This is a genomic window from Massilia sp. ZL223 (genome assembly GCF_018119395.1).
Classification (GTDB): domain Bacteria; phylum Pseudomonadota; class Gammaproteobacteria; order Burkholderiales; family Burkholderiaceae_D; genus Telluria.
Map to the genome: position 1 here is coordinate 1 of NZ_JAGPWD010000005.1, position 20,732 is coordinate 20,732.

The 20,732-nt window shown below is 68.0% G+C and carries 17 protein-coding genes; 15 read left to right on the plus strand and 2 right to left on the minus strand.

The features are described from left to right. Positions 1 to 168: 168 nt before the first annotated feature. Entirely contained in the window at positions 169 to 708 is a 540-nt protein-coding gene (locus KBW95_RS05095) for a hypothetical protein (protein ID WP_229429562.1), read from the plus strand. A 148-nt stretch (positions 709 to 856) separates the two neighbouring features. On the opposite strand, the gene KBW95_RS05100 is transcribed toward KBW95_RS05095, so the two are convergent. Next, positions 857 to 1,255, minus strand: a complete 399-nt coding sequence (locus KBW95_RS05100; RefSeq protein ID WP_211523302.1) for a VOC family protein — start codon at positions 1,253 to 1,255, stop codon at positions 857 to 859. 186 nt (positions 1,256 to 1,441) lie between these two features. Between KBW95_RS05100 and KBW95_RS05105 the strand changes: the two genes are divergently transcribed. The 14 genes from KBW95_RS05105 (at position 1,442) to KBW95_RS05170 (ending at position 18,451) form a co-directional block, all read left to right on the plus strand. After that, the gene (locus KBW95_RS05105; protein ID WP_211523301.1) at positions 1,442 to 1,825 is read left to right on the plus strand and encodes a hypothetical protein; all 384 of its coding nucleotides are present in this window, start codon (positions 1,442 to 1,444) and stop codon (positions 1,823 to 1,825) included. A 91-nt stretch (positions 1,826 to 1,916) separates the two neighbouring features. Continuing rightward, positions 1,917 to 2,258 carry a hypothetical protein gene (locus tag KBW95_RS05110; protein ID WP_211523300.1) on the plus strand — a complete coding sequence of 114 codons (342 nt, stop codon included), beginning with the start codon at positions 1,917 to 1,919 and terminating at the stop codon, positions 2,256 to 2,258. Between the two features lie 81 nt (positions 2,259 to 2,339). Next, positions 2,340 to 3,578 (plus strand): TolC family protein, encoded by a 1,239-nt coding sequence (locus KBW95_RS05115; protein WP_211527641.1) that lies wholly within the window; start codon positions 2,340 to 2,342, stop codon positions 3,576 to 3,578. Next, positions 3,575 to 4,750, plus strand: a complete 1,176-nt coding sequence (locus tag KBW95_RS05120; RefSeq protein ID WP_211527642.1) for an efflux RND transporter periplasmic adaptor subunit — start codon at positions 3,575 to 3,577, stop codon at positions 4,748 to 4,750. Before KBW95_RS05115 ends, KBW95_RS05120 begins: the two co-directional genes overlap by 4 nt. 13 nt (positions 4,751 to 4,763) lie before the next feature. Then, complete coding sequence (locus KBW95_RS05125; protein WP_211527643.1) at positions 4,764 to 7,907, plus strand: efflux RND transporter permease subunit; 3,144 nt, start codon at positions 4,764 to 4,766, stop codon at positions 7,905 to 7,907. Between the two features lie 211 nt (positions 7,908 to 8,118). Beyond that, positions 8,119 to 8,985, plus strand: coding sequence for an STAS domain-containing protein (locus tag KBW95_RS05130; RefSeq protein ID WP_211523296.1), 867 nt, complete (start codon positions 8,119 to 8,121; stop codon positions 8,983 to 8,985). A 10-nt stretch (positions 8,986 to 8,995) separates the two neighbouring features. Continuing rightward, positions 8,996 to 9,352 (plus strand): STAS domain-containing protein, encoded by a 357-nt coding sequence (locus KBW95_RS05135; RefSeq protein ID WP_078030744.1) that lies wholly within the window; start codon positions 8,996 to 8,998, stop codon positions 9,350 to 9,352. After that, positions 9,352 to 9,819: an anti-sigma regulatory factor gene (locus KBW95_RS05140; protein ID WP_211523295.1), complete on the plus strand. Its 468-nt coding sequence runs from the start codon at positions 9,352 to 9,354 to the stop codon at positions 9,817 to 9,819. The genes KBW95_RS05135 and KBW95_RS05140 overlap by 1 nt, the downstream gene beginning before the upstream one ends. Next, positions 9,807 to 10,847 (plus strand): ATP-binding protein, encoded by a 1,041-nt coding sequence (locus KBW95_RS05145; RefSeq protein ID WP_211523294.1) that lies wholly within the window; start codon positions 9,807 to 9,809, stop codon positions 10,845 to 10,847. The genes KBW95_RS05140 and KBW95_RS05145 overlap by 13 nt, the downstream gene beginning before the upstream one ends. Then, on the plus strand, positions 10,844 to 12,217 hold the full coding sequence (locus KBW95_RS05150; RefSeq protein WP_211523293.1) for a sensor histidine kinase: 1,374 nt from the start codon (positions 10,844 to 10,846) through the stop codon (positions 12,215 to 12,217). The genes KBW95_RS05145 and KBW95_RS05150 overlap by 4 nt, the downstream gene beginning before the upstream one ends. Further along, entirely contained in the window at positions 12,214 to 14,106 is a 1,893-nt protein-coding gene (locus tag KBW95_RS05155) for a response regulator (protein ID WP_211527644.1), read from the plus strand. The genes KBW95_RS05150 and KBW95_RS05155 overlap by 4 nt, the downstream gene beginning before the upstream one ends. Positions 14,107 to 14,242: 136 nt before the next feature. Beyond that, positions 14,243 to 14,974 carry a class I SAM-dependent methyltransferase gene (locus tag KBW95_RS05160; protein WP_211523291.1) on the plus strand — a complete coding sequence of 244 codons (732 nt, stop codon included), beginning with the start codon at positions 14,243 to 14,245 and terminating at the stop codon, positions 14,972 to 14,974. A 137-nt stretch (positions 14,975 to 15,111) separates the two neighbouring features. Continuing rightward, on the plus strand, positions 15,112 to 15,984 hold the full coding sequence (locus KBW95_RS05165; RefSeq protein ID WP_211527645.1) for an endonuclease/exonuclease/phosphatase family protein: 873 nt from the start codon (positions 15,112 to 15,114) through the stop codon (positions 15,982 to 15,984). Positions 15,985 to 16,165: 181 nt separating this feature from the next. Beyond that, positions 16,166 to 18,451 (plus strand): penicillin-binding protein 1A, encoded by a 2,286-nt coding sequence (locus KBW95_RS05170; RefSeq protein WP_211527646.1) that lies wholly within the window; start codon positions 16,166 to 16,168, stop codon positions 18,449 to 18,451. Positions 18,452 to 18,464: 13 nt separating this feature from the next. Here the strand turns inward: KBW95_RS05170 and KBW95_RS05175 are convergent, their stop codons facing one another. Next, positions 18,465 to 20,702 (minus strand): ATP-binding protein, encoded by a 2,238-nt coding sequence (locus KBW95_RS05175; RefSeq protein ID WP_211527647.1) that lies wholly within the window; start codon positions 20,700 to 20,702, stop codon positions 18,465 to 18,467. Between the last annotated feature and the right edge of the window lie 30 nt (positions 20,703 to 20,732).

Here is a 20,732-nt window from a genome sequence, read left to right on the forward strand (position 1 = left end):
TATTTGCCTTGTCGAATACCTGGAGAGGTCGCGGGAAAAGTGAGAATCCGCGCAGAAGTTCCGCTCGAGCCATGGCATCATTCCGGGACTTCGACGCTTGCCGCGCACCGTCGTCTTCCGACCCTTCCGCACGGCGGGGCGGGACATCTCCTCATTGAAAGGATACTGATGAAACCTGTAGTCCAGGCCGCACTGGGTCTAACGCTGGTCTTTACCGCCCCTGCATTCGCCGCCGCCCCGGCGCCCGCGGCGCCAACGGCGGCGCCAAGCCCTGCACACGTCAAGGCCGCGCAGGATCTCCTTGCAGCGATGCAGGCCGAGAAGTTGATGCGCGGCGTCGCCGCACGCAGCCGCTACCAGAGTGAAGCGCAGCGGCAGGCGGTGTCCGCAAGGCTCGAGAAAACGCCGCCAACGGAGATCTATCGACGCCTTGCGGCGCCGGTAGCGCAGCTGGTTTCCGTGGATACCGCGACCGAAATGACCCGTTTCTACACGACATCCTATGGCAAGCAGGTCATCCACAAGAAGTACAACAGCGGCACCGAGATCATGATGCCGGGAATGAAGCCGGTCGTCCCGCCGGAAGAAAAGAAAGAGCGCAAGCGCGCCGCCTATGTCAAGGCGAGCAAGGAACTTGCGGATGCGGAACTTGCCATCGAGCGCGAGGCGTTCAAGCTCCTGCAAGAGATCAACAAGGAAAAGCGCTGAGACCTACGGCGCTCTTTCCAGGGCCACGACGATGAAGCGAGCACTGTGCATTTGCAGCCGGAGCCGCTTGCCTTGTCACACTGCCGGAAGCAAGGGCCGCCCGATTCCTGCGCGCCGCCGCGCAGGCGGCGCCAGGCAGCCGGCAGGGTCAGGACTGCGGCGCCATCCAGACCAGGTTCCACAGATGGCCGTCGATGTCCTCGAAGCCCTGGTCGTACATGAAGCCGTGATCCTCCGGCGGATGCGGCGTGCGTCCGCCGGCCGCCACCGCCTTGGCGATCAGGCTGTCCACTTCTTCCCGGCTCTCGCAACTCAGGCAGATGATGACCTCGTTGGCCTCCCTGGCTTGCACGAGGGGCTTGTCGATCAGCGACTTGAAGAAGGCTTCGGTCATCAGCATGACGTGGATGCTGTCCGGCACGACGTCCATGAAGGCCGCGTTCTCGTTGCTGAATCGTGGATTCATACGGAAACCGAGCGCGGAAAAGAAGGCCTTGGATTTGTCCAGGTCCTTGACGGCCAGGTTGAAAATGATCTGCTTGTTCATGACGTCCTCTCGTCGAGCGGTGGATGGGTAGGGGCCTGCAACTTGACGACGAATGAAGACGCATAAAATCGACAAGGAGGCGAAAAAATAACGCAGACCGGTTTGATCTACGTTAAACCATCCGTCCGCCCTTGACCCAGAATGGCCGAGTTCGCCACGCCTTCAGGAGCGCAGACGGGAATGCTGATGAGATGGATAGGTGCCTGCCTGCTGGCGCTCGGCCTCCTGCAGGGATGCTCGGACTACACCGTCGAGGCGCAGATCCACTCGCTCGGCGACGAGTTCTTCACGCCGCAAGCATGGGCCAGCGCCGACCAGGCCGGCCGCGGCCGCATGGTCGCCTCCTTCCTCAGCCAGTACCCGCCGCAGCGGCTCACCAGCGATGACGTCAGGGACCTGCTCGGCGCACCGACCGGCGCCGCCGACCATCCGGAAGACCTGGCTTACTTCGTCGGTCCCACCACCGTCGAAAGCCGCTACGGCAAGGGCTACCTGCTGATCTTCGTGATCGACCGGGAAACCGGACGGGTCGCGCAGGTGCGCATCTTCCCGCCGGTGACGATCGCCTGACGCCAGCGCATTGCCGCTATAGCCACTGCCCGGTTTTTCGTGCACACTATGTACCGCGCCTCCAGCGCATTCGTGCCGAACCGGGAATTTGATGAAACGCCTGCTGATCGTCCTGCTGCTCGTGATAATGCCGTTCCAGTCCGTCTGGGCGGCTGCGTGCGCCTGCTGCGTCGGCGGCGACGGCAAGGCCGTCCAGCAGACCAGCCAGTCGCTCGGCCAGCAGCAAGCCGACGATGGCGACGACGCCGCCGCCAAGCCCTGCTGCGACAACGGCTGCGACATCTGCCATCACTTGTCGGCCAGCGCGATCCCGTCCGCCAATCCCGACTTGCCCCTGCCGAAAGGCGCCCCGCACCTGCGCGGCGAACTGCGGCGCTACGTCTCGCACATCCCCGACCTGATCCCGCCGCCCGACCGGCCGCTCCGCGCCTGACCCGGCGGGAGACCCGATCCATCACGCCGCTTCGCGCGGCGCACGGTGCCCGCCGAACCTTGACCTGTTCGGAGCCACACCATGACATCCCTGTTGAAGCCGCTCACCCTGGCGGCAATCCTGTTCGCGGCCATCCTGGCGCCCGCCGCGGCACAGCATGACGCGCCCCTCACGCTGGCGGAGGCCATCGAGCTGGCCCTGCGCGCCAATCCCGCGCTGCGCGCCGCCGCCAGCGAAGTCGCCGCCAAGGACGGCGCGCTGGCGCAGGCGAAGGCCCTGCCCAATCCCGAGCTGGAAGTGCTGCGCGAAGGCCAGCGGCGCGAACGCCGCGCCACCACGGCCCAGCTGAGCATTCCCTTCGAACTGGGCGGCAAGCGCGCCGCCCGCGCCGACGCCGCGCGCGAAGAACGCGGCCTGGCGGCGCTCGCGCTGGCGGACTTGCGGGTCCAGGTGCGCGCGGATACCAGCGCCGCCTTTTATGAGCTGGCCGCCGCCATCGAACGCCACCGCATGGACCAGGAACTGGCTGCGCTCGCCGCCCGCGCCGCCGAGGCGGCGGCCAAGCGCGTCGAGGCGGGCAAGGTGTCGCCGGTCGACGAGACCCGCGCCCGCGTGGCCCAGGCCGGCGCACGGATCGAGGTCATCCAGGCGGCGCGCAACCTCGAGAGTGCGCGCATCCGCCTGGCGGCCCTGTGGGGCGGGGAGGGAGCCAGTTTGCAGATCGCCCTCCCGGCCGGCGACCTCCCGCCGGCCGTGCCCTTGCCGCAGCTCGCCGCCCGGCTCGACCAGGCGCCTGCCATGCAGCGCGCACGCGCCCAGCTCCGCCACCGCGAAGCGCTGGCGCAGGTGGAGCGCACGCGCCGCATCCCCGATGTCACGCTGATCGTCGGCGCCCGCCGCGAGGGCCTGGACGAACGCGACCAGGCCGTGGTCGGCGTCTCGCTGCCGCTCCCGCTGTTCAATCGCAACCAGGGCGCGCTGCTTGAGGCGCTGCGGCGCGTCGACAAGGCGCGGGACGAAGAGGAGGCCGAGCGTGTGCGCCTGCAGTCCGAGCTGGCCCAGGCCCACGCCCGCCTCAGGGCCGCCCTGGAAGAATCCGCGCTGATCGCGGCCGAGATCCTGCCGGGCGCGGAAAGCGCCTACCGCGCCGCCAGCCGCGGCGCCGAGCTCGGGAAGTTCGGCATCCTCGACGTGCTCGACGCCCAGCGCACCCTGTTCCAATCGAAGACCCAGTATCTGAACGCCGCCGCGGAGAGCCACCGCGCGGCGGCCGACATCGCTCGGCTGACCGGCACGTCCGCCGTCCAGGAGACCCCATGAACAAGCAGCAAATGAAAGTGGTGGCCGTCATGCTGGCGGTGGCCCTGGCCATCGCGGCCCTGGTGCTGGTGCGCGGCCGCGCGCCTGCCGCGCAGGACGAACACGCCGTTGAAAGCGAGCAGGAAGAACACAAGGACGACGGCGTGATCCGCTTCACCGACGCACAGGTAAAAGCCGCCGGCATCACGCTGCAGGACGCCGGTCCCATGCAGATGGAAACCTTCATCCGCATGCCGGGCCAGATCGCCCTCAACGAAGACCGCACCGCCCACGTCACGCCGCGCGCTGCGGGCGCTGTGGAAGCGGTGCCCGCCAACCTGGGTGACCGGGTGCGCCAGGGCGAGGTGCTGGCGGTGATCGCCAGCGCCGACGTGGCGGCCCAGCGCGGCGCGCTGGCGGCGGCGCAGCAGCGCCTGGCCTACGCCCGCAAGCTGCACGCGTCCGAGAAGCAGCTGTGGGAAGAACGGATCTCCGCCCGCCAGGACTACCTCAAGGCCGAGCAGGAACTGCACGAAGCGGAAATCGCCCTGCAGGGCGCGCGCCAGCAATTGCAAGCCCTCGGCACCAGCGCGGCGGGCAACTCCAACCGCCTGCAGATCCGCGCGCCGTTCGACGGGGTCATCGTCGAGAAGCACATCACCTTGGGCGAAATGGTGGGCGCCGACACCCGCGTGTTCACCCTGACCGACCTGTCCACCGTATGGGCCGACGTGGTGGTCCCGGCGAAGGACCTCGACATCGTGCGCGTCGGCACCGACGCCGTGATCCGCTCGATCGCCTCCAGCACCTCGGCGCCGGGCAAGGTGAGCTTCGTCAGTTCGCTGGTGGGCGAGGCCTCGCGCTCGGCCACCGCGCGCGTGGTGCTGGCCAATCCCGGCGCCGCCTGGCGGCCCGGCCTGGCGGTGAACGTCGACGTGGTCACCGGCGCCAGCCAGGTGGCGGTGGCGGTGCCGCGCGAAGCCATCCAGACCGACGACGGGCGCCAGGTGGTCTACAAGCGCGTGCCGGAGGGCTTCGTGGCCCAGCCGGTCGCCACCAGCCGCTCGGACGGGCGTTTCGTCGAAATCAGCTCCGGCCTGCGCGCCGGAGAGCGCATCGCCGCCGCCGGCAGTTTCGCCATCAAGGCGCAACAGGGTATAACCGCAGGCAAGGGCGCGGACGATCATCACTGACGGGAAGGCGAGCATGTTCAACCGCATCATCCGGGCATCCATCGCCCACCGCTGGCTGGTCATGCTGGCGGTGCTCGCCATGGCCATCCTCGGCATCTACAACTACCAGCGCCTGCCGATCGACGCCGTCCCCGACGTCACCAACGTCCAGGTGCAGATCAACACCCATGCGCCGGGCTACTCGCCGCTGGAGACCGAGCAGCGCATCACCTATCCGATCGAGGCCGTGCTGTCCGGCCTGCCGGGGCTGGAGCAGTTCCGCTCCCTGTCGCGCTACGGCCTGTCGCAGGTGACGGTGGTGTTCAAGGAAGGCACCGACATCCACTTCGCGCGCCAGCTGGTCAGCCAGCGCCTGCAGGACGCCAGCGGCCAGCTGCCGCCGGGCGCGGTGCCGGCCATGGGGCCGATCGCCACCGGCCTGTCCGAGATCTACCTGTGGACCGTGGAGACGGAGAAGGGCGCGCAGAAGCCGGACGGCACGCCCTACACGCCGACCGACCTGCGCGAGATCCAGGACTGGATCATCAAGCCCCAGCTGCGCACCGTGCCGGGCGTCACCGAGATCAATTCGATCGGCGGCTTCGACAAGGAATACCTGGTGGCGCCGGATACCGCCACCCTGTCGTCCTATGGCCTGGAACTGGCCGACATTGTGAGCGCGCTGGAGAAGAACAACAGCAATGTCGGCGCCGGCTACATCGAGCGCGAAGGGGAACAGTACCTGGTGCGGGCGCCCGGCCAGGCCGCCTCCACGAGCGACATCGGCAACATCGTGGTCACCACGGTCAACGGCATCCCGGTGCGGGTGCGCGACGTGGCCGAGGTGTCGGTGGGGCGCGAGCTGCGCACCGGGGCGGCCACCGAGAACGGGCAGGAAGTGGTGCTGGGCACGGTGTTCATGCTGCTGGGCGAGAACAGCCGGGCCGTCTCGCGCGCCGTCGACCAGCGCATGGCCGAGATCAACCGCAGCCTGCCCAAGGGCGTGAAGGCGGTCACGGTGTACGACCGCACCAACCTGGTGGAGCGCGCCATCGAGACCGTGCGCACCAACCTGCTGGAGGGCGCGGTGCTGGTGGTGGCCGTGCTGTTCCTGTTCCTCGGGAATATCCGCGCCGCGCTGCTGACCGCCATGGTGATTCCGCTGGCGATGCTGTTCACCTTTTCCGGCATGGTCGGCAACCGGGTCAGCGCCAACCTGCTCAGCCTGGGCGCCCTCGACTTCGGCATCATCGTCGATGGGGCGGTGGTCATCGTCGAAAACTGCGTGCGCCGCATCGCCCAGGCCCAGGCGAGGATGGGCCGGGTGCTTCAGCGCGAGGAACGCTTCGAGGAAGTGTTCCAGGCGGCCCAAGAGGCACGCCGCCCGCTCGTCTACGGCCAGCTGATCATCATGATCGTCTACCTGCCGATCTTCGCGCTCACCGGCATCGAGGGCAAGATGTTCCACCCGATGGCCTTCACGGTGGTGATCGCGCTGCTGGGCGCGATGATCCTGTCGCTGACCTTCGTGCCGGCCGCGGTGGCCCTGTTCATCGGCCGCAACGTGGTCGAGAAGGAAAGCCGCGCCATGCATGCCGCGCGCCGCTGGTACGCGCCCTGCCTGCGCTATGCGATGGCCAACCGCCCCGTGGCGCTGGCTTTCGCCGCCATCGTGCTGGCCATCTCGAGCCTGATGGCCACGCGACTGGGCATGGAATTCGCCCCCACCATGAACGAAGGCGACCTGGCCGTGCTCACGGTGCGCGTGCCGGGCACCAGCCTGAGCCAGTCCGTGAAGATGCAGCAGCAGATCGAGACCAGCCTGATGCGCGGCTATCCGGAGATCGAGCGCGTGTTCGCGCGCATCGGGACGGCGGAGATCGCGTCGGACCCGATGCCGCCCAGCGTGGCCGACGGCATCATCATGCTCAAGCCGGAACAGGACTGGCCGCGGCCGAAGAAGACGCGCGAGGAACTGCTGGCGGCGATCCGCCACACCCTCGATCAGCTGCCCGGCAACAGCTACGAATTCAGCCAGCCGATCCAGCTGCGCGTCAACGAACTGGTTTCCGGTGTGCGCAGCGACGTGGCGGTGAAGGTGTTCGGCGACGACTTGTCGGTGCTGAACGCCACCGCCATGCGCGTTGCGGCCGAACTGCGGAAGGTGAGCGGGGCGAGCGAAGTGCAGGTCGAGCAGACCACCGGCCTGCCGATGCTGCAAATCGAGGTCGACCGCGAACGCGCAGCGCGCATGGGCCTGAACATCGGCGACGTGCAGGAGATGATCGCCACCGCCACGGCGGGGCGCGCGGCCGGCATCGTGTTCGAGGGCGACCGCCGCTTCGACATCGTGGTGCGCCTGCCGGAAGCGGTGCGCGGCGATATCGACGCGCTCAAGCGGCTGCCGGTGGCGCTGCCAGCGAAAGAGGGGACGCCGCACAGCTTCATCACCCTTGGCGAGATCGCCAGCTTCGACCTGGCGCCCAGCCCCAACCAGTTCAGCCGCGAGCAGGGCAAGCGCCGCGTGGTGGTGACCGCCAACGTGCGCGGGCGCGACATCGGCTCTTTCGTCGCCGAGGCGCAGGAGCGCGTCGCGCAGAAGGTCGGCGTCCCGCCCGGCTACTGGACCAGCTGGGGCGGGCAGTTCGAGCACCTGGAGGCGGCCGCCAGGCGCCTCCAGCTGGTGGTGCCGGCCGCCCTGGCGCTGGTGTTCGCGCTCCTCTACCTGGTCTTCAACAACGCCAGGGACGGCCTGCTGGTCTTCACCGGCATCCCGTTCGCGCTCACCGGCGGACTGTGCGCCCTGTGGCTGCGCGGCATCCCGATGTCGATCTCGGCGGCGGTCGGCTTCATCGCCCTGAGCGGGGTGGCGGTGCTCAACGGCCTGGTGATGGTGTCCTTCATCCGCAGCTTGCGCGAGGGCGGCATGCCGCTGGCCCGGGCGGTGGAGGAGGGGGCGATGGCGCGCCTGCGCCCGGTCCTGATGACGGCGCTGGTGGCCTCGCTGGGCTTCGTGCCGATGGCGCTGGCGACCGGCACCGGAGCCGAGGTGCAGCGGCCGCTGGCGACGGTGGTCATCGGCGGGATCGTGTCGTCCACCGTATTGACGCTGTTGTTGTTGCCGGTCCTGTATGAATACGCGCATCGCAGGGCCGAAGGTGGGTCGCCAAAAGGTTAAAATGCACTGTCTTTCAAGTCATATTTCGGCGGCATTTTTTGTGTCGCGGCGTTTTGCCATCATTGCAGCAAAAATATCCGTCAGACAACTCAACCGTGCCATGTCCCTGATGGCATAAGTGGTATAGTTGGCCGTTTATCTCATTCGTGTAGCTACACGTGCACGAGAGACGCCGCGTACCCACCCGACAAATCAAAAAAAGGATAGTCCGATGACCACTAAGGATGACGCAACCCGTATCAGCCAGATGTTGCAGGAGAACCAGGCGGCGATCGGCGCCGATTGGCTGGCCCAGCTGGAAGCGCTGGCCGTGCGCGGCACCAGCGCGTCCCGCGAGCAGTTGCGTAACCACACCCAGCAATTCCTGGCCGCGTTCAGCGCCGCCACCCGTGCTGGCGAACTGGACAACATCGACCACCGCTCCTGGGACGAGGTGCGCGACCTGCTGGGCGAGATCTCATCCACCCGCGCCAAGTCGGGCTCCACGCCGAGCGAAACCGCGACCTTCGTGTTCTCGCTCAAGCAAGCCCTGTTCGCGCGCCTGCGCGCGGTCTTCGCGGCCGAGCCGGAAGCGCTGGCCACGGCCTCGTGGACCATCAACACCCTGCTGGACAAGCTGGGCCTGTACACCATCGAAGTGTTCCAGAAGACCAAGGACCTGATCATCGTGCGCCAGCAGCAGGAACTGCTGGAGCTCTCGACCCCGGTCGTCAAGCTGTGGAACGGCATCCTGGCGCTGCCCCTGATCGGCACCCTGGACTCGGCCCGCACCCAGGTGGTGATGGAAAACATCCTGCAAAAGATCGTTGACACCGGCGCCATGATCGCCATCATCGATATCACCGGCGTGCCGACCGTGGACACCCTGGTGGCCCAGCACCTGATGAAGACCATCGCCGCGGCGCGTCTGATGGGCGCGGACTGCATCATCAGCGGCATCCGCCCGCAGATCGCACAGACCATCGTGCACCTCGGCGTGAACCTGGAAGACGTGATGACCAAGGCCACCCTGGCCGACGCCTTCCTGGTCGCGCTCGAGCGCACCGGCACCGCCCTCATCGCCAAGCAGGCCGCCTGAGAGCCGCACCATGGAACGGATTCCTATCCTGCGCATGGGCGACCTGCTGCTCGTGACGATCCAGGTCGACATGCATGACCGTCTCGCCATGACCCTGCAGGACGACCTGACCGAACGGATCGTGCGCGACAACGCCAAGGGCGTCCTGATCGACATCTCCGCGCTCGACCTGGTCGATTCCTTCATTGGGCGTATGATCAGCAACACCGCCGCGATGGCCCGCGTGCTGGACGCCCAGACGGTCGTCGTGGGCATGCAGCCCGCGGTCGCGATCACGCTCGTCGAGCTGGGCCTGACCCTGCACGGCGTGAAGACCGCGCTCAACGTCGAAAAGGGCATGGCCCTGCTAGGAAAGAGCTACAAGTGATGGGTGACGCGCATACCAATGCAGTCCTGTTCGAGTCCGAGTTGCTGGATCGCCACCGCCAGCAGCGCACGGGGCGGGTGATCCTGCCGCTGCGTTCGGACGAGGACGTGGTCGGGCTGCGCAAGCAGGTGCGCGAACGTGCGGTGGCGATCGCTTTGTCCCTGGTCGACCAGACCAAGCTGGTCACCGCGGCCAGCGAGCTGGCCCGCAACACGCTCAAGTATGGCGGCGGCGGCGAAGTCTGCCTCGACGCCCTGTCGGACGGCGTGCGCCAGGGCATCGGACTGGTGTTCGTCGACGCCGGACCGGGCATTTCCGATCTCGACAGCGCACTGCGCGACGGTTTCACGACCGGCGGCGGCCTGGGCCTGGGCCTGGGCGGTTCCAAGCGCCTGGTCGACGAATTCGATATCGACAGCCGTCCGGGCGAGGGTACAGCCGTCTCGGTGGTCAAATGGAAACGCTGATCAGTTCACGGACGCCGCAGACCGTCTTCGCCATCCTGCATGCCAGCGACGTCTCGGCCGCGCGCCGCGCGGGCCAGCGGCTGGCCGATTCGCTCGGCTATACCGAAACGCGCGCCGGCCAGCTGGCGCTGATCATCACCGAGGCCGCCACCAACATCCTCAAGCATGCGGGCGAGGGCGAGGTCCACATCGGGCCCGCCCAGTCGGCGTCGGGCATCGGGATCGACGTGCTGGCCATGGACAAGGGACCGGGCATCGCCGACCTGGGCTACAGCCTGATCGACGGCGTCTCGACCGCCGGCACCGCAGGCACCGGCCTGGGGGCGCTGCGCCGCCTCTCCGACGAATTCGACGTCTACTCGGAACATGGCAAGGGCGCGGTTTTCTTCATGCGCCTGTGGCGCGACGTGCCGCCGCCGGAACACTGCGGGCTCGATGTCGGCGCGCTGTGGGTGCCGATGGCGGGCGAGGAGGACTGCGGCGACGGCTGGGCGGTCAGCTGCGGACGCCATGGCGCCAGCTTGCTGGCGGCGGACGGACTGGGGCATGGTCCGGAAGCGGCCAAGGCCGCCAACGCCGCGATCGGCGCGCTGGAAGCGCGTCCCGGCATCGAGGCGGGTGAGCTGATGCACGCCGCCAACGACGCCTTGCGCATCACGCGCGGGGCGGCGCTCGCCACCGCGCGCATCGATTACCGGAGCGACGAGCTGCGCTTCGCCGGCGTGGGCAACATCGCCGGCATCGTGACGGACGGCGTGCGCCGCGCCCTGGTCTCGCACAACGGCATCGTCGGCCACAACATGCGCAAGGTGCAGGAATTCACCCTGCCGTTCCCGGTCGGGGCCCTGTGCATCCTGCATTCGGACGGCATCCAGACCCAGTGGGACCTGGGCCGCTATCCGGGACTGGAAGGGCGCAGCCCGGCCCTGATCGCGGCGGTCCTGATGCGCGACTACATCCGCCGCCGCGACGACGCACTGGTGCTGGTCGTCAGGCGCCATGGCGCGCACCGCGGGATGGACCGATGAACGTCCAGCGCATCCTCAGCGTCGGCCTGGACAGCGACCAGGATGTGGTCCTGGTGCGCCAGCGCGCGCGCCAGATCTCGGCGCTGCTGGGCTTTTCGCAGCAGGACCAGGTGCGCGTCGCCACCGCCGTGTCGGAAGTGGCGCGCGGCGCCTGCCACCACGGCTCGGGCGGGCGCGCCCAGTTCCAGCTGCGCGACATGGCCGGCCGCCAGCACCTCGAAGTGCTGGTCAGCGCCGGCAACGGGCCGCCGGCCGCCGTCCTGCCGCCCGATGCCGAGGCCAATCCGCAGTCGCTGCACGAACTCGCCATCATCACCGCGCACCGCCTGATGGATGCCTGCGAGGTCGACCCCGGCGTGAAGGGCGCCACCACCGTCACGGTGCGCAAGGTGCTGCCGCCGCAAGAGCGCGTCACGCCCGCGCGCCTGGCCGAGATCGGCGCGCGCCTGGCCGACAGCCCGGTGTCCAACACTCTGCACGAACTGCAGCTGCAGAACCAGGAACTGCTGTCCACCCTGTCCGAGCTGCGCGAGCGCCAGGAAGACCTGCTCTCGCTCACGCGCGAGCTGGAAGACACCAACCGCGGCATCGTGGCGCTGTACGCCGAGATCGAGGACAAGGCCGAGCGCCTGCGCCGCGCCGACGAAATGAAGTCGCGCTTCCTGTCCAACACCAGCCACGAGCTGCGCACGCCGCTTTCCTCGATCCGCGCGCTGGCCCAGCTGCTGCTGGACCGCATGGATGGGGACCTCACCGTGGAACAGGAGCGCCAGGTGAAGTTCATCGCGAAGGCCGCCGGCGACCTGTCGGAATTGGTCAACGACCTGCTCGACCTGGCCAAGATCGAGGCCGGGCGGGTGCAGCTGGCGATCGAGCCGGTGGTGGTCGAGAACCTGTTCCGCACGCTGAAGGGCATGATGCGCCCGCTGGTGGACGAGGGCCGCGTGGAACTGATCTTCGAACCCTCCGGCATCGAAGAGCCTTTCTTCTCGGACGAAGGCAAGATCCAGCAGATCCTGCGCAACTTCATCTCGAACGCGCTCAAGTTCACCGAGCACGGCTCGGTGCTGGTGTTCGCGAGCTTCGACCAGGAAGCGGATAGCATTTCCTTCGGGGTGGCCGACACCGGCATCGGCATCAGCCCGGACAATTTGCAGTTGATTTTTGAAGAGTTCAGCCAGATCGAGCACCCGCTGCAGCGGCGCAGCAAGGGGACCGGGCTTGGACTGCCGTTGTGCCGCAAGCTCGCCGAGCTGCTCGGCGGCAGGGTCGACGTCGCCAGTACACCGGGCGTCGGCTCGACATTCACGCTCACCTTGCCGCGCCGGCCGCCGCAGCCGCCGGCGGAGAACGACGGAAACGAACCATGAACGCCAATTCGACCCTGATCCTCAACGTCGACGACAACGACGGCGCCCGCTACGCCAAGACCCGCATCCTGCAAAGCGCGGGGTTCGAGGTCACCGAGGCGGCCAACGGCACCGACGCGCTCGACATCGTCAAGCGCCGCGCGCCCGCCCTGGTGCTGCTCGACGTCAAGCTCCCCGATATCAACGGCATCGAAGTGTGCCGCCGCATCAAGGCCGATTCCGATACCAGCAAGGTGCTGGTGCTGCAGACTTCGGCTGCGCTGACCGGGCGCGCCGACAAGATCCGCGGCCTGGAAGGCGGCGCCGACAACTACCTGGCGGCGCCGATCGAAGCGGACGAACTGATCGCCAACGTCAACGCGCTGCTGCGCATGCGCCAGGCCCAGGTCGACCTGCGCGACAGCGAAGAGCGCTTCCGCCAGCTGACCGACAACATCGACGACGTGTTCTGGATGTTCTCCGTGCCCGGCCGCGAGCTGGTGTACGTGAGCCCGGCCTATGCCGACATCTGGGGCCGCAGCGCCGAGACCCTGGGCGAACAGCCGGGCGGCTGGCTGGACGCCGTCCACCCGGACGACCGCGCCGCCGCCGCGCGCCGCTGGGAAGCGCTGGCCACCGAGCACCACTATGACGAGGAATTCCGCATCACCGTGCCCGACGGCCAGACGCGCTGGGTGCGCGACCGCATGTTCCCGGTGCGGAATGCGCGCGGCCAGGTCTACCGCGTGGCGCGCGTGACCAGCGACATCACGGCGCGCAAGGAAATGGAAGCGCTGCTGCGCGCGGCCGACAGCAACAAGAACCAGTTCCTGGCCACCCTGGCGCACGAGCTGCGCAACCCGCTGAGCCCGATCCGCAACGCGGCCGCGCTGCTGGGCGCGACGGGCGAGATCGCGGGCGAGCGCCAGGCGCGCGCGCGCGAAGTGATCACCCGCCAGGTCGACCACCTGGCGCACCTGGTGGACGACCTGCTTGACGTGGCCCGCATCTCGGAAGGCAAGATCGTGCTGCGCACCGAGGAGGTGGACCTGGGCGGCGTGATCGGCCAGGCGATCGAGACCGCAGCCCCCCTGATTACCGCGCGCGGCCACCACCTGGAGGTCGTCCAGCCGGTCGAACAGGTGTGGGTGTCGGGCGATCCGGTGCGCCTGGCGCAGTCGATCGGCAACCTGCTGCACAACGCCGCCAAGTTCACTCCGCAGGGCGGCGAGATCACGCTCAGCGTGACGCTGGCGGGGGAGTGGGTGCGCATCGCCGTGCGCGACAACGGCATCGGCATCGCCGAGGACAACCTGCCGCGCATCTTCGGCATGTTCGCCCAGGTGGAAGTGCCGCCGGACCGCGCGCCGGAAGGCCTGGGCATCGGCCTGTCGCTGGTTTCGCACCTGATCGAACTGCACGGCGGCCGCCTGTCGGCCGATAGCCCGGGCATTGGCCTGGGCAGCACCTTCACCGTCGAACTCCCGGTGCTGCGCGTGACCCAGTCCGCGCAGCCGGACGGGAATGTCCAATGCACGCACAAGGAGGGCGCGGGTATGCGCGTACTGCTGGTCGACGACAACGTCGACGCCATGGAAATGATGGGCTTCCTGCTCGGCGAAATGGGCTACGAAACCTGCACCACCGCCGACGCCGGCCAGATCGAGGCGCTGGCGCTGCACCACAAGCCGGATGTGATCGTGCTCGATATCGGCCTGCCGGGCGTGGATGGCTACGAGGTGGCGCGCCGCATCAAGCGCAATCCGGTGCTGGCCAACATCCGCCTGGTGGCGCATACGGGTTACGGTTCGCCGGAAGACCGCCGCCGCGCGCAGGAGGCGGGCTTCGATGCCCACTTGGTCAAGCCGGCGGAGCTGGACGACCTCGAGAAGGCGCTGCGCGGCGACTAGGACGGGCTGCCGTATCGCCGGCCTGGCACCAGCAGGTGAGTGCAGGAAGGACGCGATGACGCCAAGCGCGCCGTCCTGGGCGCATCCGCGGGTTTTTTTTTGACAAGGTCCCCCTTCAACGATTCCGAGACAGTCGATGGCGACGCAAGGCGAATACGACTACTTCAAGAATATCGGCGCCGCCGGCATGCGGCACGCCAAGCACAAGCCGTGGTCGGACGAGCAGTGCGGCCTGTACCTGATGGAGCTGGGCGCGATGATGGGGCTGATGCCGCAAGGCGGCCGCCTGCTCGATATGGGCTGCGGCACCGGCTGGACCAGCGTGCTGTTCGCCAAGCGCGGCTACGACGTGGTGGGCGCCGAGCTGGTCCCGGAGGCGGTCGAGGCCGGCCGCCGCCTGCAGCAGGAGAACGGCCTGCGCAACCTGGATTTCGTCGTCGGCGATTACGAGTCGCTCGGGTTCAATGAAGAATTCGATGTCGTCGTGTTCTTCGACTGCCTGCACCACGCCGTCGACGAAGTGGCGGCGCTGCGCAGCGCCTACCGCGCATTGAAGCCGGACGGGATCTGCATCACGTCCGAGCCGGGTCGCGGCCACGAGCGCCGTTCGCGCGCCGTCGTGGAGGAGTACGGCGTGACCGAGCGCGACATGCATCCGGCCAAGATCATCCGGGCCGGCAGGCGGGTGGGATTTCGCGGCTTCAGCGTGCACCCGCACGCCTCGTATCTGTATATCGCCTTGTATCGCAAGGATTTGCGGGGCGCGGTCGGCAAGCTGCTGCGCTTTCCCGGCATGCGCCTTCTGGTCGGCATCGCCACGCTGCTGTTCTCGAAACACCAGGCCGGGATTACGGTGCTGCGCAAGTGAACGGCATTACCGTCACCGCAGGCGGTTTTAGTAAAAAGGTCTAAACTGCGCCGCTGTTCGCCATTTGACGCAACATGGGCTGCGGAATGTGCTTAACTCGCTCCTGAGCGCGCAGGCGTATTTTCAGAGCCACCACCATGAAGACCATCTTATCTCCCCTGGCGACTATGTTCGCATACGCCATGCTGCTTGCCGTGGCATGGACGCCGGCCGCATCGGCGGCGGGCAACCCAGCGGCGCCAATCAACGTGGCCACCTACAACCTGCGCTATGACAATCCCGATGATGGCCCGAACGCCTGGTCCGCCCGCAAGGACATGGTGAAGGCGCTGATCCGCTATCACGAATTCGACATCGTCGGCACGCAGGAAGGACTCGCCGACCAGATCGCCGACCTGGCCCAGATGGACGAATTCGACCATGTTGGCGTCGGCCGCGACGATGGCAATCGTGCGGGAGAGCATTCGGCGATCTTCTTCCGCAAGAGTCGTTTTGCGCTGCTGGCCAAGGGCGATTTCTGGCTCAGCGAAACGCCCGACCGTCCCTCGTTCGGCTGGGACGCCACATGCTGCCGCCGCCTCGCGTCCTGGGCGCGCCTGCGCGACCGCGTTACCGGCCGCGCGCTGTTCGTGTTCTCGGTCCATTTCGACCATGAGGGCGAAGTGGCCCGCCGCGCCTCCGCCGACCTGGTGTTACGCAAGATCGCCGAGATCGCCCGCGGCGAACCCGCCATTTGCGTGGGCGACTTCAATTCGACGCCAGGAACGGTGCAGATGCAGACCATGGCAAAGGCGATGCGCGATGCGGCCAAGGTCAGCAAGGCGCCGCCGTATGGGCCGGAGGGCACGTTCAACGCCTTCCGCCTGGATGCGGCCATGCTTGACCGGATCGACTATATCTTCGTCGACCGGCATTTCGACGTGCTCAAATATGCGGTGCTGAGCGACTCGCGCGACCGGCGTTATCCATCCGATCATCATCCGGTCGTCGCGCGGGTGATCCTGAAGTAGATGACGGACCGGCGGGGGCAAAGGCGCAGGTATCGCCAATTGCCCCTCGATGGACCAGGCGACGGTACCTCATCCGTTTTACGTGCTTCCACGCGCCTGTGAGGGTAATATCTGCCGCGAATCGACCTTCCCGCCCACCAGGGAGGGCGTTTCGCTTGCCGACCAACTCACGTTTATCCTCATGAATTCATCGTTCCGGCCTTTCGCCCAGCCATCCGGGCGGATTTTTCCAGCCCGCCTCCCTGCATGCCGCTTTGCGCTGGCCGCCGCGCTGCTGTTCGCCGCGGGCCCAGCCCCCGCGTCCATCGTGCCGGAGCTGCCGGACGTCCCGGACATCAAGGCCATCACCGACTACCAGCCCAAGATTCCGCTGCGGGTCTACTCGGCCGACAAGGTCCTGATCGGCGAATTCGGCGTCGAGCGCCGCGAGTTCGTGCCGATCGCGAAGATCCCGCCGCTGATGAAGGCGGCCGTGCTGGCCATCGAGGATGCGCGCTTCTACGACCATGGCGGCATCGACTGGATCCGCGTGCTGGGCGCGGCCAAGGCCAATCTCAGCGGTGGATCCCTGCAGGGCGGGTCGACGATCACGATGCAGGTGGCGCGCAACTTCTTCCTCACGCGCGACAAGACCCTGCCGCGCAAGCTGACCGAGGCGGCGCTGGCCTACAAGATCGAACGCGCGCTGAGCAAGGACCAGATCCTCGAGGTCTACATGAACCAGATCTACCTCGGCCAGCGTTCCTACGGGTTTTCCAGCGCCGCGCGCACCTATTTCGGCAAGCCGCTCGAGCAGCTGTCGCTGGCCGAATTCGCCATGCTGGCCGGCCTGCCGCAGAATCCCTCGCGCCACAATCCGGTCGCCAATCCCGAGCGCGCGCAGCTGCGCCAGCGCCTGGTCCTCAAGCGCATGTTCGAGCTGAAGAACATCACCGAGGCGCAGTACCGCCGCGCGCTGGCCGAGCCGCTGCACGTCAGGCGCGATGGTGCGGGACCGAGCGCCAAGGCGGAATACGTCGCCGAACTGGCGCGCCAGGCGGCCTACGCCCGCTTCGGCCAGGCGGCCTATGAGCGCGGCGTCACGGTCACCACCACCATCGTCGCGGCGGAGCAGGAGGCGGCCTACGACGCCGTGCGCCGCAACGTGCTGGCCTATGACCGGCGCCACGGCTACCGCGGCCCGGAAGCGCGCGTCAAGCTGCCCAAGGACGCCGAGGCGCGCGAGGAAGCGATCGCCGAGGCGCTGCAGAAGCGCCCGGCCATCGACGACCTGCTGCCGGCCGTCGTGACGTCGGCCTCGCCCAAGCGGGTGCGCGCCGTCGCCCAGGGCGGCGAGGACATCGAGATCGCCGGCGCCGGCCTGGGCTTCGCCGCCCCGGCCCTGGCTTCCAGCGCCAAGGCCGCCTTGCGGCTGACACCGGGCGCCGTCATCCGCGTCAGCAAGTCGGGCCAGGGCGGCTGGGCGATCACCCAGGTGCCCGAAGTCGCCTCCGCCTTCGTCGCCCTCGACGCCAACACCGGCGCCTACCGCGCGCTGGTCGGCGGCTTCGACTACCAGCTGCAGAAGTTCAACCACGTGACCCAGGCCTGGCGCCAGCCCGGGTCGAGCATCAAGCCCTTCGTCTACTCGGCGGCGCTGGAGCGCGGCTTCTTCCCCGGCACCCAGATCCTGGACGAGCCGCTCGAGGTGGCGAACGAGGGAGACTGGTCGCCGCGCAACGACGACGGCGTCTTCGAAGGCCCGATTACGGTGCGGCGCGCGCTCACGCATTCGCGCAACGTGCCCACCGTGCGCATGCTGCGCACCCTTGACGTCGACTACACGCGCGACTTCCTGCAGCGCTTCGGCTTCGACCCCGCGCGCCATCCGCGCAACCTGACCATGGCCCTGGGCACCGGTGCGGTGACGCCGCTGCAGATGGCGGGCGCCTATGCCGTCATCGCCAACGGCGGCTACCGCGTCGAGCCCTGGCTGATCGCGAAGATCCAGGACAAGGACGGCAGCGTGGTCGTGGACAATGCCCGCACCCGGGCGGGGCAGGAGCGGGTGCGCGTGCTCGATGCGCGCAACGCCTTCATCACCGACAGCATGCTGCGCGACGTGGCGCGCTTCGGCACCGGCGCCCAGTCCTCGGTGCAGCTCAAGCGCCTTGATCTCGCCGGCAAGACCGGCACCACCAGCAATGCCTTCGACGGCTGGTTCGCCGGCTACAGCGGCAGCGTGGTGGGCGTGGCGTGGATGGGCTACGACGAGCCGCGCTCGCTCGGCGGACGCGAGTTCGGCGCCACGCTGGCGCTGCCGATCTGGGTCGACTACATGCGGGTCGCGCTGGCCAAGACGCCGCCGCGCGCGCCCGTGGTGCCGGAAGGCGTGGTGCGCGCGGGCGAGGACTGGGTCTACGCGGAGTTCGCCGAGCCGCAGCCGGCGCCGGAAGGGGCGGCGACGGAGCCAGTGCTGTCCAACTGAACCCGCGGCGCGCTCAGGGCTGGACGGCGCTGTCCAGCCGGGAGCCCACGGCCGCCGCGGCCAGGATGCGGTCCAGCGCCTCGATGTCGATCGGCTTGACGAAATGGTGGTCGAAACCGGCCGCGTAGGCCTTGTGGATGTCCTGGGCCTGGCCATAGCCCGTGAGCGCGACCAGCACCACCCGGCCGCCGGCGGCGCTGCGCAGGCGGCGCGCCAGCTCGTAGCCGTCCATGCCCGGCAAGCCGATATCCAGGATATACACGGCGAAGGCTTCCGCGCCGCCGTGGCCGAGCGCGGCCTGGGCGTCGCCGGCGATGGCCACGCTGTGGCCCTTGGCTTCGAGCAGGTTGGCCAGCGCGCGCGCCGCATCCAGGTTGTCGTCGACGATCATCAGGCGTACCGGCGCCGGCGGGGCCGTGGCCGCTACGGCGGCATTGCCGGCCTGGCCGGGCCCTTGCGCGAGCAAGGGCAGGAACAGCGTGAAACGGGCCCCTTGCCCCAGACCTTCGCTATGGGCCTCCACGCGGCCTCCGTGCAGGGCCATGATGCTGCGCACCAGCGCCAGTCCCAAGCCCAGGCCGCCCTGCGAGCGTTCGGAGCTGCGCGAGGCCTGCCTGAACAGGTCGAACACATGGGGAAGCAGCTCGGCGTCGATGCCCATGCCGTTGTCCGCGACCTCGATCACCGCCTCGGATCCCAGCGTATCCACAGTGAGCGTGATGGCGCCGCCGGAAGGCGTGTATTTCGCGGCATTGTTCAGCAGGTTGCTCAATACCTGGATGAGGCGCACGCGGTCGCCGCGCACCCGCGCCTGCGGGCAGCGCACCTGTACCTCGAGCCGGTGGCCGCGGGCCTGGATCAGGGGCTGCGCCTGTTCGACGGCGCTGCCGGCGATGGCGCCGATCTCGACCTCGTCCTGCTCGATGGACACCAGTCCCCGGGTGACGCGCGAGACGTCGAGCAGGTCGTTGATCAGGGACTTCAGGTGGTCCACCTGGCGCACGATGACGTCGCCGGCGCGCCGCACGGCACGCTCGTTGTTGATCTGCAGCCCCAGGGTCTGCGCGGCGGCGGAGATGGGCGCGAGCGGATTGCGCAGTTCGTGCGCCAGCATCGCCAGGAATTCGTCCTTGGCGTGGTTCTGGTTCTCCGCCTCGCGCCGCGCATCGCGTTCGCTGACGAGCAGGGTTTCGCGCTCGCGCTCGAGGGCTTGCCGCGCTTCGTTCTCGCGCGCCAGCTTGACGCCGGCGTCGTGCAGGGCGGTCTGCAGCAGGTCGGCTTCCAGCACGCCTGAGCGCACCGGCGCGGGGATGCCGCCGACTTCGAGGGTCTTCGCCGCCGCCAGGGTCAGCTGGTAGGAACCGGTGATGCGGCGGGCGAACACGACGATGCCGGCGCCGGCGCAGCCGAGGGCGATCAGGAGGACCACGGCCGCGAACCAGGTCGCGTTACGCGCCGGGCTGTTGATCTCGTCGCGCGGCGCCGCGATCGCGACCGTCCACGCGGCGCGCGAGGTGTGCGTGAAGCTGTTGTAGGCCATGAAGCCGTCGCGCGTGCGGTTGATGATCCGTCCGCTGAACTGGCGCTGCGCCGCCTGGAACAGCTCCGGCCGGACAGGAGTGCCGACGAACTGGTGCTCGCGCACGTTGCGGGCGATGGAAATGCCGTCCGCGCCGAACACGCCGATCACCCAGGTGTCGGGCAGGTCCTTGTGCCGCAGCAGGGCGGTGATGTGCGTGTTGTTAAAGGTATAGGCGAGCAAATAGGTGCGGCCGCTCGGGGTTTTCACCGGAAGCTGGACCGATACCACCTTCGATTTCCCGGCGCGCCCAGGGCGCAGATTCGAAACGCTCGGTTCGCCACGAGCGATGGCCTCCAGCACCCAGGGATTCGGCCCCTGGTCGATAGGCTTACCGTAAGAAAGGTGAGTGTGGAGCAGCATGCGGCCCGCGTCGTCGAACAGGACGCCCCACGAATTCTCGGAGGTGATGGTCTTGCGCATCAGCGCGTGGAGCGATGCGTAGTCTTCGCTGGCCATCGCGTCGGTCTGGGCGATCACGCGCAAGGCGCCTTCCGCCTTGGCGAACTCCTTGTCGATCGACAGCGCGACCGAGTTCGCTTTCTCCGCGACGGCCTGCAGGCGCGCTTCCTTCTCGTCTTGCAACAGGAGCGACAAGCCCCACGCGGACAAGGCGAGAAGAGGGAGGAGGACGATCAGAATGATCGCAGTGAGGTAGCTACGCGTCTTCATCGGGGAATCGGGTTGTCTGCCGGCGAGTGA

What these genes read in the sequence shown, in the direction of transcription:
- KBW95_RS05095 (WP_229429562.1), top strand. Translation starts at nt 169, where the DNA reads ATGAAACCTGTAGTCCAGGCCGCACTGGGTCTAACGCTGGTCTTTACC.
- KBW95_RS05100 (WP_211523302.1), bottom strand. Translation starts at nt 1,255, where the DNA reads ATGAACAAGCAGATCATTTTCAACCTGGCCGTCAAGGACCTGGACAAA.
- KBW95_RS05105 (WP_211523301.1), top strand. Translation starts at nt 1,442, where the DNA reads ATGAGATGGATAGGTGCCTGCCTGCTGGCGCTCGGCCTCCTGCAGGGA.
- KBW95_RS05110 (WP_211523300.1), top strand. Translation starts at nt 1,917, where the DNA reads ATGAAACGCCTGCTGATCGTCCTGCTGCTCGTGATAATGCCGTTCCAG.
- KBW95_RS05115 (WP_211527641.1), top strand. Translation starts at nt 2,340, where the DNA reads ATGACATCCCTGTTGAAGCCGCTCACCCTGGCGGCAATCCTGTTCGCG.
- KBW95_RS05120 (WP_211527642.1), top strand. Translation starts at nt 3,575, where the DNA reads ATGAACAAGCAGCAAATGAAAGTGGTGGCCGTCATGCTGGCGGTGGCC.
- KBW95_RS05125 (WP_211527643.1), top strand. Translation starts at nt 4,764, where the DNA reads ATGTTCAACCGCATCATCCGGGCATCCATCGCCCACCGCTGGCTGGTC.
- KBW95_RS05130 (WP_211523296.1), top strand. Translation starts at nt 8,119, where the DNA reads ATGACCACTAAGGATGACGCAACCCGTATCAGCCAGATGTTGCAGGAG.
- KBW95_RS05135 (WP_078030744.1), top strand. Translation starts at nt 8,996, where the DNA reads ATGGAACGGATTCCTATCCTGCGCATGGGCGACCTGCTGCTCGTGACG.
- KBW95_RS05140 (WP_211523295.1), top strand. Translation starts at nt 9,352, where the DNA reads ATGGGTGACGCGCATACCAATGCAGTCCTGTTCGAGTCCGAGTTGCTG.
- KBW95_RS05145 (WP_211523294.1), top strand. Translation starts at nt 9,807, where the DNA reads ATGGAAACGCTGATCAGTTCACGGACGCCGCAGACCGTCTTCGCCATC.
- KBW95_RS05150 (WP_211523293.1), top strand. Translation starts at nt 10,844, where the DNA reads ATGAACGTCCAGCGCATCCTCAGCGTCGGCCTGGACAGCGACCAGGAT.
- KBW95_RS05155 (WP_211527644.1), top strand. Translation starts at nt 12,214, where the DNA reads ATGAACGCCAATTCGACCCTGATCCTCAACGTCGACGACAACGACGGC.
- KBW95_RS05160 (WP_211523291.1), top strand. Translation starts at nt 14,243, where the DNA reads ATGGCGACGCAAGGCGAATACGACTACTTCAAGAATATCGGCGCCGCC.
- KBW95_RS05165 (WP_211527645.1), top strand. Translation starts at nt 15,112, where the DNA reads ATGAAGACCATCTTATCTCCCCTGGCGACTATGTTCGCATACGCCATG.
- KBW95_RS05170 (WP_211527646.1), top strand. Translation starts at nt 16,166, where the DNA reads ATGAATTCATCGTTCCGGCCTTTCGCCCAGCCATCCGGGCGGATTTTT.
- KBW95_RS05175 (WP_211527647.1), bottom strand. Translation starts at nt 20,702, where the DNA reads ATGAAGACGCGTAGCTACCTCACTGCGATCATTCTGATCGTCCTCCTC.